Raw genomic sequence first — 15,361 nt, forward strand, 5'->3', positions numbered from 1 at the left:
CACTTCCTTGTTGTATTGGTTACCCACGCCCACTATGTCTGCTTTTTCTCGCCCAGTGCTGTTATTGCTCTGCGGCCTTATGCTGCTTACGGTTTGTATCGCTGTGCTTAATACGCTGGTTCCGTTATGGCTCAACTATCAGCATGCTTCCGTGTGGCAAGTGGGCGTCGTGGGGTCATCCTATTTTGCGGGTAATTTGCTGGGGACGCTGTTGGCCGGACGCTTGATTCTCCGCCAAGGGTTTAACCACAGCTACTACCTCGCCGCTGTGCTGTTTGGTGTGGCGACATTGGGACTGATGTTGTCCACGGACGTAACCAGTTGGCTGGTATGGCGCTTTGTTGCAGGCGTCGGCTGCGCGCTGATTTGGGTGGTGGTGGAAAGCGCGCTGTTGTGCAGCGGCTCGTCCGCGCACCGTGGTCAACTGCTGGCCGCCTATATGGTGGCCTATTATCTGGGGAGCGTCGTTGGTCAGCTCTATGTCGGCGTGCTGCCAACCGCAGTGGCGAGTGTGATCCCCTGGATGGTGATGTTGATTGTGCTCGCCGTGCTACCGTTGCTGTGTACCCGTTTACCGCGTCTGGCGCAGCCGGATCATCCGGTTCATGTCGGGAAAATGCTGCGTAAGCGCAGTGCGCGGCTGGGCATCAATGGCTGTGTGATTTCTGGCGTGATACTGGGGTCGCTGTATGGTCTGATGCCGCTTTATCTCTCCCACAGTGGCACCAGCGATGCCGACGTCGGGTATTGGATGGCACTGTTGATTGGTGCCGGTATCGTCGGCCAGTGGCCAGTGGGGCGCATGGCGGATCGCTATGGACGCTTGCTGGTGCTGCGCGTGCTGGTGTTTGCGGTGATTGTCGCCTGCGTTGCGCTCTTGAGCGTTGGGCATCTGGTGATGGCACCTGCGCTGTTTTTGTTGGGTGGAGCCGGTTTCACGCTCTATCCGGTAGCGATGTCCTGGGCGTGCGAAACGGTACGTCATGAAGAACTGGTGGCGATGAACCAGTCATTGCTGCTCAGTTACACCGTTGGCAGCCTGGTTGGCCCCAGTATGGCGGCTGCGCTGATGCAAACCTATTCCGACCGTGTGCTGTTTGTGCTGATTGCCGCCGTATCGCTGGTTTATCTGGTCATGCTGCTGAAGAAAAGCGATCGCCACCCAAAACCGCTGGCGGCGTAATGCGGAGCCCCACGCTTCCCAATGGGCAGCGTGGGGAGGACATCAGTAAATAACCTTATGCCCGTAGCTTTGCAGTATCGACTGCACGCGGTTCATGGTGTCCGCTTTCGGCGGTTTTACACCATCCAGCTTATACTCTTCCCCCATGGCGACCCACTTATGCTTGCCCAGCTCGTGGTAGGGCAGCAATTCGATTTTCTCGATGTTGGTCATGTCCTTGGTGAAATTCCCCAGCAGGTGCGCAGAGGCATCATCATCAGACCAACCGGGGACGACGACGTAGCGAATCCAGGTGCGCTGGTTACGTTTGGCTAAGTAGCGGGCGAATTCCAGCGTGCGGTGGTTGGATACCCCCACCAGATTCTGGTGGATGCCGTCGTCCATCTGTTTCAAATCCAGCATGACCAGATCGGTGACATCCAACAGTTCATCAATCACCGGATCGTAGCGGCGCACGAAACCGTTGGTGTCGAGGCAGGTATTGATGCCTTCTGCCTGGCACGCGCGGAACCAGTCACGCACAAATTCAGCCTGAAGAATGGCTTCACCGCCCGACGCAGTAACGCCACCGCCAGAGGCATTCATGAAGTGGCGATAGGTCACCACTTCTTTCATCAGATCCTCAACCACGATCTCCTTGCCGCCGTGCGTGTCCCAGGTATCGCGGTTATGGCAATACAGGCAGCGCATCAGGCATCCCTGAAAGAAAACGATGAAACGAATACCGGGACCATCAACGGTTCCGCAGGATTCATAGGAGTGAATGCGACCGATTAGTGACATTGCAAGTGTTTCTCCAAATGTGGCCGTTCAATAGCAGCCGGTGTTAACACGAACAGGGAAATGCAACGGTGCGCCGACGTCATGTAGGACGTGTAATAAACGAACGGTAAACCGTCTCGCCGATGTCGTGTTGAATCTGTTTTGCCAGCCCGCCGCAGTGCAAGGAGCGGGCTGGCAAAACAGGTTATCAGTGCGGGGGTGAGAAAAAGGCCCCACCGGGGTGGAGCCTTTATTTTACGCCTTTTCAGTCAGTCAGGGAAATTACATTGACTGAGTGAAAGTACGGGTAATAACGTCTTGCTGCTGTTCTTTGGTCAGCGAGTTGAAACGCACGGCATAACCAGAAACACGGATGGTCAACTGCGGATATTTTTCCGGGTGTTCCATCGCATCCAACAGCATTTCACGGTTCATCACGTTCACGTTCAGGTGTTGACCACCTTCGATGCTGGATTCGTGGTGGAAGTAACCGTCCATCAGACCTGCCAGGTTAGTCTTACGCACGTCATCATCTTTACCCAACGCGTTAGGTACGATGGAGAAGGTGTAAGAGATACCGTCTTTCGCATAGGCGAACGGCAGTTTGGCAACGGAGGTCAGAGAGGCAACTGCACCTTTCTGATCGCGGCCGTGCATCGGGTTAGCACCCGGTCCGAACGGTGCGCCAGCGCGACGGCCATCCGGCGTGTTACCGGTTTTCTTACCATATACCACGTTAGAGGTGATGGTCAGAACAGACTGGGTCGGAGTAGCGCCACGGTAGGTGGTCAGTTTCTGAATTTTCTTCATGAAACGTTCTACCAGGTCACAAGCCAGGTCATCAACACGCGGGTCGTTGTTACCGAACTGCGGGTATTCGCCTTCGATGTCGAAGTCGATAGCCAGGCCGTCTGCGTCACGAATCGGTTTCACTTTCGCGTATTTGATGGCAGACAGGGAGTCAGCAGCAACGGACAGACCGGCGATACCACATGCCATGGTACGGAATACGTCACGATCGTGCAGCGCCATCAGCGACGCTTCATAGCTGTATTTGTCGTGCATGTAGTGGATGATGTTCAATGCAGTGACATACTGCTTGGCCAGCCAATCCATGAAGTGGTCCATACGGTCCATAACCACGTCAAAGTCCAGCACATCGCCTTTGATCGGTTCAGATTTCGGACCGACCTGCATTTTCAGTTTTTCGTCCACGCCGCCGTTGATAGCATACAGCATGGTTTTGGCCAGGTTGGCACGTGCACCGAAGAACTGCATTTGCTTACCGATAACCATCGGGCTAACGCAACAGGCGATAGCATAGTCATCGCTGTTGAAGTCCGGACGCATCAGGTCGTCATTCTCGTATTGCAGAGAAGAGGTATCGATGGACACTTTAGCTGCATACTTCTTGAAGTTCAGCGGCAGTTTTTCAGACCACAGGATAGTGATGTTCGGTTCCGGAGACGGCCCCATGGTGTACAGGGTGTTCAGGAAACGGAAGCTGTTTTTGGTTACCAGCGTACGGCCATCAAGGCCCATACCGCCCAGAGATTCTGTTGCCCAGATCGGGTCACCGGAGAACAACTCATCGTATTCAGGGGTACGCAAGAAGCGCACCATACGCAGTTTCATCACCAGGTGGTCGATCATTTCCTGCGCGTCTTGCTCGGTGATTTTACCGGCTTTCAGGTCACGTTCGAAGAAGATATCCAGGAAGCTGGATACACGACCGAAGGACATGGCGGCACCGTTCTGAGATTTCACCGCAGCCAGGTAGCCGAAGTAAGTCCATTGAACCGCTTCTTTCGCATTGGTAGCCGGAGCAGAGATATCGCAGCCGTATTTGGCAGCCATTTCTTTGATCTGAGACAGCGCATGGTGCTGGTCAGCAATTTCTTCACGCAGACGGATAGTCGCTTCCAGATCTTCGCCGTTTTCCAATTTGGATTGCAGAGAAGTGAACTGAGCGAATTTGTCTTTCATCAGGTAGTCGATACCGTACAGCGCAACGCGACGGTAGTCACCGATGATACGGCCACGGCCATAAGCATCCGGCAGACCGGTCAGCACGCCAGATTTACGGCAGCGCAGGATATCCGGAGTGTAAACATCGAATACACCCTGGTTATGGGTTTTGCGGTATTCGGTGAAGATTTTTTTCAGTTGCGGATCCAGTTCACGGCCATAAACCTTACAGGAACCTTCAACCATTTTGATGCCGCCAAACGGAATCAGCGCACGTTTCAACGGCGCGTCAGTTTGCAGGCCAACGATCTGTTCCAGGCTCTGGTCGATATAACCGGCGTCATGAGAGGTGATGGTCGCTGCAACGTTGGTATCAAAGTCAACCGGCGCGTGAGTGCGGTTTTCTTGTTTGATACCTTCCATAACAGCATCCCACAGCTTGGTGGTTGCCGGAGTAGCGCCAGCCAGGAAGGACTCGTCACCTTCATACGGTGCGTAGTTCTTCTGAATGAAGTCACGTACGTTGACGCCATTCTGCCATTCACCCGCGCTAAAACCTTCCCACGCGTTAGCCAATTTTTCATTCAGTTCGGTCATATTACACCTACCTTTGGTTTGGAATTCATAACCCGATTTGCAGTCGGCGACAGATTAATGTTTGTCGCCACCGCGCAAATAAATAACCCAATACGTTAACCCTACCAGAAAACCGCCGCCGACGATGTTGCCCAGCGTGACAGGAATCAGGTTGTCCACGATAAAGTTGTGGAGGGTAAGGTGCTCAAATTGGGACGGCGCTTTGCCGATGGCTTCCCAAAATTCAGGCGCCGCGAAATTCTTGATAACGATCCCCATGGGGATCATAAACATATTAGCAATACTGTGCTCAAAGCCGCTGGCAACGAACATGCCGACCGGCAGGATCATCGCGAACATTTTATCGGTCAGCGTCCGGCCTGAGTAGCTCATCCATACCGCCAGACACACCAGCAAGTTGGCCAGTACCCCGAGGCAAAACGCTTCGACAAAAGTATGTTCCACTTTGTGTTCTGCGGTTTGCAGTACGTTCAAGCCCCATGCGCCGTTGGCGACCATGTGCTCACCGGCAAACCAGATCAGGGCGACAAAAAACAGTGCGCCGAACAGGTTGCCCACATAGACGTTACACCAGTTGCAGGCCAGCTGTTTCCAGGTGATACGGCCACTTGCCTTGGCAATCACTGTTAATACCGTTGAGGTAAACAGGTCAGCGCCGCAGACAACAACCAGCATCAGGCCGAGCGAGAAGCAGATCCCACCAATCAGTTTAGTCACGCCGTAAGGCATGGACGCGGCACCGGTTGTGGCTGTGATATAAAAAACGAAGGCGATTGAAATAAAGACACCAGCAGTAATCGCCAAAAAAAACGTGGTCAGGGGTTGTTTCGTAGCTTTATAGACACCAGCATCTTCAGCGACTTTCGCCATGGCTGCCGGTAGTAAAAGTGTAAAGGGGTTGTCAGCTTTCACACTAACGTTCTCCAAGATTTATCCGCGAGGGAATACTAACAAAGCAGTATAAAGCAAAATTTGACTTGGATCATATCCTGAAAATTTAGCAGGGTGAAACCCTTGGGGTAAGTGCACCAAATAACAGTCAACTAATTGAAATATATAATAAAAAAATATTTTAAAAATTATAAAAAGAGTTGAACGCAGGGGGTAGAATAGCGTGAAAAAGAGTTAAATGAAATGCGTTTTTGTATCATTTCGGTGTTCATGGTTGCTGCAAATTAATTAAAAATTCACCATTTAATAACAATAAGTACATTATTCTTCATTTTTTGCGAAATGCCGGATTATTCAGATTGCGTAGCGATAAGATAATGCGATGATGAAATCTTCCGTACTGCGGGAAAATTGATCGAAAAAAGGCAGGTATTGCGTCTGAGCTTGAGAAGGGTGAAGGCTCCCCGGCGCTAACCGGGGAGGATGGGCGATACGGCATTAGCCCCAGAAACGACGCTTCGCGGCTTGCAGTTTCTCGTACGCTGCCAGCAGCGATTGGTGCGCGGGCAAGGTGGCGAAGGTGTCATCGACGTCAAACAGTCCGTAGAAGCTCTGCTCACCGGCAATAGCCGCACCCGCTGCTTCGAGGGTGTCGCTGCCGTACATTTTCACAAACGCATCGTAATACTGCGATGGCTCACGCGCCTCGTCCAATGCCAGCGTCAACAGCGTCTGCAAACAGCGGTAGTAGTTGCTACGCACTGGACTAAAGACCGAGCCATTAAAGTCCTGCGTCCATTCCGCCCAGATTAATGCCTGTTCCAGATCGCCGCCTGCCAGTGCCAACATGGATTTTAATTCGCCGATGCGCAGCGTCAGCCAGCCGTTATCCTTGCCGGTTGCCAGCCCCAGCAATTCACGCACGCGGGTGAAGTCATCAAACCCTTCGTCATCCAACTGGGCGATCAGATCGAGATACGCCTGCTTTTCCCACTGACTGCCGGGCAGGGAGAGGATGGTCTCGCGTAAATGCACACCCATATTGTTGTTTGCCAACAGCAAATCGTCTGCCGGATAAATGTCGGACATCCCCGGTACGATAATGCGGCAAGCATACACGGACAGGTGCTCATAATCGGCGATGTACACCTCTTTATGCTCTTTGTGGAAAATCGCCATCAAGGTAGCAAATTCCTGCTCGGTGCTACCTTTGAAGCTCCAGTCAACAAAGGGATAATCCGCGTCGGTTTTAAACAAGTCCCAGGAGATCAAACCGCTGGAATCGATAAAGTGGGTTTCCAGATTGGCATGATCTGCCACATCGTCATTGTCGAAACTCGGCGGGGTAAACACGTCGAGATCTTTCAACCCGCGTCCTTGCAGCAGTTCGGTAACGGTACGCTCCAGCGCGACGCCGAAATCAGGGTGCGCGCCGAAAGAGGCGAAACAGGTGCCGTTGCTGGGGTTAAACAGCACCACGCAGATCACCGGATAGTTGCCACCCAGCGACGCGTCATAGGCGAGGATCGGGAACCCTTCTTGTTCCAGCGTGGCGATGGCTTCCACCACGCCGGGGTAGCGTTGTAACACGCTGTCCGGAATGGTCGGCAAGCTGATGGCTTCAGCAATAATGCGGTTCTTGATGTGGCGTTCGAACACCTCAGACAACCCCTGGACACGCGCTTCATTGGCGGTGTTGCCAGCGGACATCCCGTTGGAGACGTAGAGGTTGCCGATGATATTCATCGGGATATAGACGGTGGTGTCATCGGATTGCCGGGTAAACGGCAGGGCGCAGATGCCGCGTTCGTCGTTGCCGGATTGCAGATCGACCAGCATGCTGGCGCTCAATTCGTTGTCAGGATCGTAAAATGCGCGCAGGTGAGCATCCAGAATCCCTTCCGGCACGCTGTCATCGTCCGGCAGCGGGAACCACTGCTCGTTCGGGTAGTGTACGAAATCACCGTTAGCGATTGATTTACCCAGATAGAAGTCGGCAAAGAAGTAGTTGGTGGAAAGACGCTCGAAATATTCACCCAAGGCTGAGGCCAAGGCGGCTTTCTTGCTGGCGCCTTTACCGTTGGTAAAGCACAGCGGGCACTCTTTGTCGCGAATATGCACGGACCAGACGTTAGGCACCGGGTTCAGCCAGGAGGCTTCTTCGATGTTGAACCCCAGGTCACGGAGTTGCTGTTGAAAACGGGCGATGGAGTCTTCCAGGGCGGCGTCTTTGCCTGGGATGAACGTTTGGCTCATGATTGTCACTTTTCTCTTTTGTGGGACGTGCATCATACGGACTTTTCACGGACAACTCCACGCCGTCACCGTGCGGGTTTTATACGTGAAAGCGTAATAAGGATTGCAGCGGGAAGGAGCCAGTGATAAAAACAAATGATGACGGTTGCCGCAAAAAACCATGATGGCTGCTGCAAATAGCCAATGTGGTTGTTGCAAAAAACCATAATAATCGCTGTAAAACAGACAAAACGTTAAAAATAGTCGTACTAAATACGTGGTGAGGGGAAATGACACAAGTTTTCAATTTTAGCGCCGGTCCAGCCATGCTGCCGGTTGAAGTGCTGCGTCGTGCCGAACAAGAGTTGTGTAACTGGCGTGGACTGGGAACCTCCGTAATGGAAATCAGCCACCGCAGTAAAGAATTTATGCAGGTGGCGGCGGAAGCCGAACAGGATCTGCGCGATCTGTTAAAGATCCCCTCCAACTACAAAGTGCTGTTTTGCCAAGGCGGCGCGCGCGCGCAGTTTGCCGCCGTGCCGCTTAACCTGCTGGGCGACAGCACGAAAGCTGACTATATCGACGGCGGCTATTGGGCGCACAGTGCGATTAACGAAGCGGAAAAATACTGCAAACCGAACGTTATCGACGTGAAAACCCGCATTGACGGCCTGCGCGCCGCTAAACCGATGCGTGAATGGGCGCTGTCTGACGATGCGGCCTTTGTGCACTACTGCCCGAATGAAACCATTGATGGTCTGGCGATCGAAGAAACGCCTGACTTTGGCGACAAAATTGTGGTCGCTGACTTCTCCTCCAGCATCCTTTCCTGCCCGATCGATGTCAGCCGTTTCGGTGTGATTTATGCCGGTGCGCAGAAAAACATTGGCCCTGCGGGCTTGACGTTGGTGATTGTACGCGAGGATCTGCTGGGTAAATCCCGCAGCGTGCTGCCGTCGGTACTGGATTACAAAATCCTGGCGGACAACGACTCCATGTACAACACCCCGCCGACCTTTGCCTGGTATCTCTCTGGCATGGTGTTCAAATGGCTGAAAGAGTACGGCGGGCTGGTGGAGATGGAAAAACGCAATCGTGAGAAAGCGGATCATCTTTATGGCGCTATCGACAGCAGCGATTTTTACCGCAACGACGTGCTGGCTGCCAACCGCTCACGCATGAACGTGCCGTTCCTGCTCGGTGACGACGCGCTGGACAAACTGTTCCTGGAAGAATCTAAAGCGGCTGGGCTGCATGCGCTGAAAGGCCACCGCGTGGTGGGCGGGATGCGTGCGTCGCTGTACAACGCGATGCCGCTGGAAGGTGTGCAGGCGCTGACCGCTTTTATGGCGGATTTTGAACGTCGCCACGGTTAATACCGCTGCGAGTGACGTTGCGGTTTGACCGCGGCGTTGCAGGCCGTACCGTTGCCGCTGCGCGTTAAGCGGCAACCTGTTTCCAGTAAACCCCGGTTTGCGCCGGGGTTTGTTATGTTGATGACCGGAGTTAAGAGTTACATGCAGGAATCCCTTACCCTACAGCCTATTTCCCTGATTGACGGTGTGATTAACCTTCCCGGTTCGAAAAGCGTCTCTAACCGTGCTTTGTTGCTGGCCGCATTGGCAACGGGAACGACGCGTTTGAAAAATCTGCTCGATAGCGATGACGTTCGCCATATGCTCGACGCGTTGCAACTGCTAGGCGTGCAATATCAGCTTTCGCCCAGCCGCACCGAGTGCGACGTCACCGGTATTGGTGGGCCGTTCACCGCGTCGCAACCGTTAGAGCTGTTTCTCGGTAATGCGGGCACGGCGATGCGTCCGCTGGCCGCCGCGCTGTGCTTGACCCAGGGCGATATTGTCTTGACCGGCGAACCGCGTATGAAAGAGCGCCCGATCGGCCATCTGGTGGATGCGCTGCGCCAAGGCGGCGCGACCATCGACTACCTTGAGCAGACTGACTATCCGCCATTGCGCCTGCACGGCGGCTTCCAGGGCGGTGAGATCGCCGTGGATGGTAGCGTCTCCAGCCAGTTCCTGACCGCGTTGCTGATGACAGCGCCGTTGGCGAGCAAAGACACCCGCATCAGCATCAAAGGCGATCTGGTATCCAAACCCTATATCGATATCACGCTGCGCATGATGAAAGATTTCGGCGTCGACGTGCACAACGAGAATTACCAGCACTTCAGCGTGCAGGGCAACCAGCAATACCGTGCGCCGGGTGAGTATCTGGTGGAGGGCGATGCCTCCTCAGCGTCCTATTTCCTCGCCGCCGCTGCCATCAAAGGCGGAACCGTGCGTGTCACCGGCGTGGGGCGCAACAGCGTGCAGGGCGATATCCGTTTTGCCGATGTGCTGGAAAAAATGGGTGCGATTATCCGCTGGGGTGATGACTATATCGAGTGTCAGCGCGCTGAACTGCATGCTATCGATATGGACATGAATCACATTCCCGATGCGGCGATGACCATTGCCACCGCGGCGCTGTTTGCCGAGGGCGGTACCACGACGCTGCGCAATATTTATAACTGGCGGGTAAAAGAGACCGACCGCCTTGCCGCCATGGCGACAGAGTTGCGCAAAGTCGGTGCGACGGTGGAAGAGGGTAATGACTATATTCGCATTACGCCTGCCCCGCAGTTACGTTTTGCCGAGATCGGTACTTACAACGATCACCGTATGGCGATGTGTTTCTCGCTGGTGGCATTATCCGATACGCCAGTGACCATTCTCGATCCCAAATGCACGGCAAAAACCTTCCCGGACTATTTTCAACAGCTGGCACGCCTGAGCCACGGTTAATCACTGGGCGGGGGTTGCACTTTTCCTGTAGGGCGGGCATTAGCCCGCCCTGTGTTTTGCAAGGCATCTTCTGAAATTTTATCTTTCTCCGGGTGTTAGGTTAACGGTTTTGCTCGTTGGCGCGTATAATGAGGCACCGTAAGTCGTAACAGACCTCACGGTTGACCCGAGTAATAGGAGAAAGAGATGGCGGTAACGGCACCGGTAATAACGGTTGATGGGCCGAGTGGCGCAGGCAAGGGAACGCTGTGCAAGGCGTTGGCAGAAACATTGCAGTGGAATTTGTTGGACTCGGGCGCGATTTATCGCGTGCTCGCCTTGGCTGCCTTGCATCATCAGGTTGATATCGGTTCGGAAGAAGCGTTAGTGCCGCTGGCGTCGCACCTTGATGTGCGTTTCATTGCTGAAGACGGGCAACTGAAAGTGATTCTGGAAGGCGAAGACGTCAGTAATGAAATTCGTAATGAAACGGTCGGGAATACCGCCTCGCAGGCGGCCGCTTTCCCGCGTGTGAGAGAAGCGTTGTTGCGCCGTCAGCGCGCGTTTCGAGAAGCGCCGGGGCTGGTGGCGGATGGCCGCGATATGGGCACGGTGGTGTTCCCCGATGCGCCCGTGAAGATTTTTTTGGATGCCAGCGCGGAAGAACGTGCACAACGACGCATGCTACAGTTGCAGGAAAAAGGCTTTAATGTTAACTTTGAACGTCTTTTGTCCGAGATAAAAGAACGGGATGCGCGCGACCGGAATCGTTCGGTAGCGCCGTTAGTCCCTGCCGCAGATGCGCTGGTGTTGGATTCGACCGATATGTCTATTGATGACGTTATTGCGAAATCGCTCTCTTATGCGCGCGAAATCCTTGCTCAATCACAGGGTTGATTGAGGCGCGGTATAGTATTGTTTTTTTAACCTTGTTGTAAGGATAACAGCAGGGCATGTGAAACAACCCCATCAAGCAGGATGCCAGATGGACGTTAAATTGAAACCCTTAAGATTAACAACATGACTGAATCTTTTGCTCAACTCTTTGAAGAATCGCTGAAAGAAATCGAAACTCGTCCGGGTTCCATCGTTCGCGGCGTTGTCGTTGCTATTGATAAAGATGTCGTACTGGTTGACGCCGGTCTGAAATCTGAATCTGCCATTCCGGTAGAGCAATTCAAAAACGCACAAGGCGAACTCGAAATCCAGGTGGGTGACGAAATTGACGTTGCCCTGGACGCGGTAGAAGACGGTTTCGGCGAGACCCTGCTGTCTCGTGAGAAAGCGAAACGCCACGAAGCCTGGCTGATGCTGGAAAAAGCCTACGAAGAAGCTGCGACCGTTACCGGTGTTATCAACGGTAAAGTGAAAGGCGGCTTCACGGTTGAACTGAACGGCATCCGTGCGTTCCTGCCGGGTTCTCTGGTTGACGTTCGCCCGGTTCGCGATACGCTGCACCTGGAAGGCAAAGAGCTTGAGTTTAAAGTGATCAAGCTGGATCAGAAACGCAACAACGTTGTCGTTTCCCGCCGTGCCGTTATCGAATCCGAGAACAGCGCTGAGCGCGATCAACTGCTGGAAAACCTGCAAGAAGGCATGGAAGTTAAAGGTATCGTTAAGAACCTCACTGACTACGGTGCATTCGTTGACCTGGGTGGCGTTGATGGTCTGCTGCATATCACTGATATGGCGTGGAAACGCGTTAAGCATCCGAGCGAAATCGTCAATGTTGGCGACGAGATCACTGTAAAAGTGCTGAAGTTCGACCGCGAACGTACTCGTGTGTCCCTGGGCCTGAAACAGCTGGGCGAGGATCCGTGGGTTGCTATCGCTAAGCGCTACCCGGAAAACACCCGTCTGACCGGTCGTGTGACCAACCTGACTGATTACGGCTGCTTCGTAGAAATCGAAGAAGGCGTTGAAGGTCTGGTACACGTATCCGAAATGGATTGGACCAACAAAAACATCCATCCGTCCAAAGTGGTTAACGTGGGCGACGTGGTTGAAGTTATGGTTCTGGATATCGACGAAGAACGTCGTCGTATCTCCCTGGGCCTGAAACAATGCAAATCCAACCCGTGGCAGCTGTTCGCTGAAACCCACAACAAGGGTGACCGCGTAGAAGGTAAGATCAAGTCTATCACTGACTTCGGTATCTTCATCGGTCTGGATGGCGGTATCGATGGTCTGGTACACCTGTCTGACATCTCTTGGAACGTGGCTGGCGAAGAAGCCGTTCGCGAATACAAGAAAGGTGACGAAATCGCCGCTGTTGTTCTGCAAGTTGACGCAGAGCGCGAGCGTATCTCCCTGGGCGTTAAACAACTGGCTGAAGACCCGTTCAATAACTATCTGTCACTGAACAAAAAAGGTGCGATCGTTACGGGTAAAGTCACTGCTGTTGACGCAAAAGGTGCTACAGTTGAATTAGCCGATGGCGTTGAAGGTTACCTGCGCGCTTCTGAAGCCTCTCGTGACCGTGTAGAAGATGCTACGCTGGTTCTGAACGTAGGCGACGAAGTTGAAGCTAAATACACCGGTGTTGATCGTAAAAACCGTGTTGTAAGCCTGTCTGTACGTGCGAAAGACGAAGCGGATGAGAAAGACGCTATCGCTACCGTAAATAACAAGCAGGAAGAAGGTAACTTCTCCAGCGCAATGGCTGAAGCATTCAAAGCAGCTAAAGGCGAGTAATAGGGTGGGGTGAGTCGGCCATGCGGCTGACTCATTCTGTTACGGTAGTAAGTCAATCGTGGCTATCCAATATTGATATAACCACGCACTTGGAGGAATTATGACCAAGTCTGAACTGATCGAAAGACTTGCTGGACAGCAATCTCATATCCCGGCCAAGGTGGTTGAGGATGCAGTGAAAGAGATGCTCGAGCAGATGGCGGCAACGCTGGCTGATGGTGATCGCATTGAGATCCGAGGGTTCGGCAGTTTTTCACTTCACTACCGTGCACCACGCGTTGGGCGCAATCCGAAAACCGGTGAAAAGGTGGAGCTGGAAGGTAAATACGTTCCCCATTTCAAACCGGGTAAAGAACTGCGCGATCGTGCAAATATTTATGGCTGATACGCCGAGATAATCTGCACGGAACACCGTGGTATTACTTGCAATAGACTGTAATGTCTAGCTTTTCTGAAAGGCACCTGTTAAAGGGTGCCTTTTTTATTGCCGCTAAACCCAACTATCTTGCAATCGTTGTCAATATTGCGAGGTTTCCGCCAAAAGCGCAAAGCACTGATAAACCCGTCCGTTATGCCAACCGATAACCTTATTAAGTCTATGGTTTACTTTGTAAGGGAATATCATGTTGAAAAATATATCGATTCGTACAGGGTTATTAGCATTGCTCGGGGTGATGGCCGCACTGCTGCTGCTGGTCAGCGCCACGGGGATCATTGCCATCAATAAAAGTTACGATGCGCTGGTGGTACTTAATCGCATTCAGGGCGTGGAACTGGGCAATCTGGCGAGCAGTAACACCAATATGCAGCGTGTGCGTGTAGCGGCTTCTTTTGCGATTCGCGCGTTGGAAACGCAGCAGTGGGATGAGGCCATGGCGGCGGCGGGCCGTTCTGGGCAATATGCCATTGCCGCAAAAGCCGATTTAGACCGCTTTTTTACTGCAACCAAGGGCACCGGGCAGGGAGAGATACTGGCTCAGGATATTGCTCAAGCTTATAAAAACTATTACGAAAATGGCATCTTACCGATGCTGGATGCGTTAACAAGCCGCGACGTAGAGCGCTATTACCAGTATCAGGTTACCCAGCTCAAGCAACTCGGGACCGTATTTGATAAAGCCAACAAAACCTATTTCGACTATGCCCAGCAGGCTGGCGTTAATCAGCTTACGCAGGCTTCAGAAGGTCGGGTGCGTATGCTGTGGCTTATCGGCGCGTGCTGCGCCGCTGTGGTGGTGTTGATTGTGATCTCATGGTTAATGCTGCGCGCGCTGCTGCTTAAACCGCTCAGCAGTGCCATCAACCATTTGGAATTTGTCGCGGCAGGGGATTTAACCCAAACGTTACCCGCGTCAGCGAAGAATGAACTGGGTCGATTAAACAGCGCGTTGCACGATATGCAACAGTCGTTATCAGACTCCGTGGTGCGGGTGCGAGAGGCCAGCGAGCAGATAGACGTAGGCAGCCGTGAACTGGCGCAAGGCAATGAAGATTTATCACGCCGCACCGAGGAGTCTGCTGCCTCGTTGCAGGAAACGGCGGCCAGCATGGAGCAATTGACGGCTACGGTGCGCAATAACGCAGACAATGCGCGTCAAGGGCATGCGTTAGCGGAAGATGTGGCGCAAACCGCACAGCAGGGTAATAAAGTGGTGCAGGAAGTGATGGCGAAGATGCAGGAGATTGCCACCAGTGCCAACAGCATTGGCAACATTCTCGGTGTGATTGATGGTATTGCGTTCCAAACCAACATACTGGCGTTGAACGCCGCCGTGGAAGCCGCGCGTGCGGGTGAACAAGGGCGCGGTTTTGCTGTGGTAGCCAACGAAGTGAGGACGCTGGCGCAGCGCAGCGCGCAAGCATCAAAAGAGATTCATGCGCTGATCGTGGATTCTAACACGCGCGTCAGCGAAGGCTCTAATCTGACGGCACAGGCCAGTGAAACCATGTCTGCCATTTCTACGCAGATTATTAACGTCAATGCGTTAATGAAGGAAATCGCACAGGCATCCCAGGAACAGAGCCACGGCATCGATCAGGTCAATATTGCGGTCACTCAGATGGAAGTGGTTGCGCAGCAAAATGCATCGCTGGTCGAGGAGGCGACGATGGCAACCCGCTCGCTGGAGGATCAGTCAAGACAACTGATTTTGGCGATGGATACCTTTAAAGTGCGGCGCGCGCAATCGTTGCCGGGGACGGCATTGTCGTCATCGGCGCTGCTGACGCACGCGCCGCTGTAGGTTGC

11 protein-coding genes are annotated in these 15,361 nt (G+C 53.2%); 7 read left to right on the top strand and 4 right to left on the bottom strand.

Features of this window, described 5'->3' with window-relative positions; genetic code table 11:
• The first annotated feature begins 34 nt into the window (after nt 1-34).
• On the top strand, nt 35-1,183 hold the full coding sequence (locus J5067_RS02665) for an MFS transporter (RefSeq protein ID WP_264650371.1): 1,149 nt from the start codon (nt 35-37) through the stop codon (nt 1,181-1,183).
• A 42-nt stretch (nt 1,184-1,225) separates the two neighbouring features.
• Here J5067_RS02665 and pflA read toward each other — a convergent pair whose 3' ends face one another.
• The 4 genes from pflA to ycaO all read right to left on the bottom strand — a co-directional run bounded on the left by pflA (nt 1,226) and on the right by ycaO (nt 7,657).
• Nucleotides 1,226-1,966 carry a pyruvate formate lyase 1-activating protein gene (pflA, locus tag J5067_RS02670; protein WP_264642236.1) on the bottom strand — a complete coding sequence of 247 codons (741 nt, stop codon included), beginning with the start codon at nt 1,964-1,966 and terminating at the stop codon, nt 1,226-1,228.
• Nucleotides 1,967-2,227: 261 nt separating this feature from the next.
• A complete protein-coding gene (gene pflB, locus J5067_RS02675; protein ID WP_264642237.1) occupies nt 2,228-4,510 on the bottom strand; it encodes a formate C-acetyltransferase in 2,283 nt (760 codons plus the stop codon).
• A gap of 54 nt (nt 4,511-4,564) precedes the next feature.
• On the bottom strand, nt 4,565-5,422 hold the full coding sequence (focA, locus tag J5067_RS02680; RefSeq protein ID WP_264643695.1) for a formate transporter FocA: 858 nt from the start codon (nt 5,420-5,422) through the stop codon (nt 4,565-4,567).
• A gap of 477 nt (nt 5,423-5,899) precedes the next feature.
• Entirely contained in the window at nt 5,900-7,657 is a 1,758-nt protein-coding gene (ycaO, locus tag J5067_RS02685) for a 30S ribosomal protein S12 methylthiotransferase accessory factor YcaO (protein ID WP_264650372.1), read from the bottom strand.
• Between the two features lie 269 nt (nt 7,658-7,926).
• Here ycaO and serC point away from each other — a divergent pair, with 269 nt between their 5' ends.
• From serC to J5067_RS02715, 6 genes are all read left to right on the top strand, one after another.
• Complete coding sequence (gene serC / locus J5067_RS02690) at nt 7,927-9,012, top strand: 3-phosphoserine/phosphohydroxythreonine transaminase (protein ID WP_264642239.1); 1,086 nt, start codon at nt 7,927-7,929, stop codon at nt 9,010-9,012.
• A gap of 141 nt (nt 9,013-9,153) precedes the next feature.
• A complete protein-coding gene (gene aroA, locus J5067_RS02695) occupies nt 9,154-10,440 on the top strand; it encodes a 3-phosphoshikimate 1-carboxyvinyltransferase (RefSeq protein WP_264642240.1) in 1,287 nt (428 codons plus the stop codon).
• 186 nt (nt 10,441-10,626) lie between these two features.
• Entirely contained in the window at nt 10,627-11,316 is a 690-nt protein-coding gene (gene cmk / locus J5067_RS02700) for a (d)CMP kinase (protein ID WP_264650373.1), read from the top strand.
• A 123-nt stretch (nt 11,317-11,439) separates the two neighbouring features.
• Nucleotides 11,440-13,113 carry a 30S ribosomal protein S1 gene (gene rpsA / locus J5067_RS02705; protein WP_264642242.1) on the top strand — a complete coding sequence of 558 codons (1,674 nt, stop codon included), beginning with the start codon at nt 11,440-11,442 and terminating at the stop codon, nt 13,111-13,113.
• Nucleotides 13,114-13,213: 100 nt separating this feature from the next.
• Complete coding sequence (gene ihfB / locus J5067_RS02710; RefSeq protein WP_195312909.1) at nt 13,214-13,498, top strand: integration host factor subunit beta; 285 nt, start codon at nt 13,214-13,216, stop codon at nt 13,496-13,498.
• Between the two features lie 238 nt (nt 13,499-13,736).
• On the top strand, nt 13,737-15,356 hold the full coding sequence (locus J5067_RS02715; protein WP_264650374.1) for a methyl-accepting chemotaxis protein: 1,620 nt from the start codon (nt 13,737-13,739) through the stop codon (nt 15,354-15,356).
• The last annotated feature ends 5 nt before the right edge of the window (nt 15,357-15,361 follow it).

The sequence above is a fragment of the Candidatus Symbiopectobacterium sp. NZEC151 genome, assembly GCF_025962655.1.
Classification (GTDB): Bacteria; Pseudomonadota; Gammaproteobacteria; order Enterobacterales; family Enterobacteriaceae; genus Symbiopectobacterium.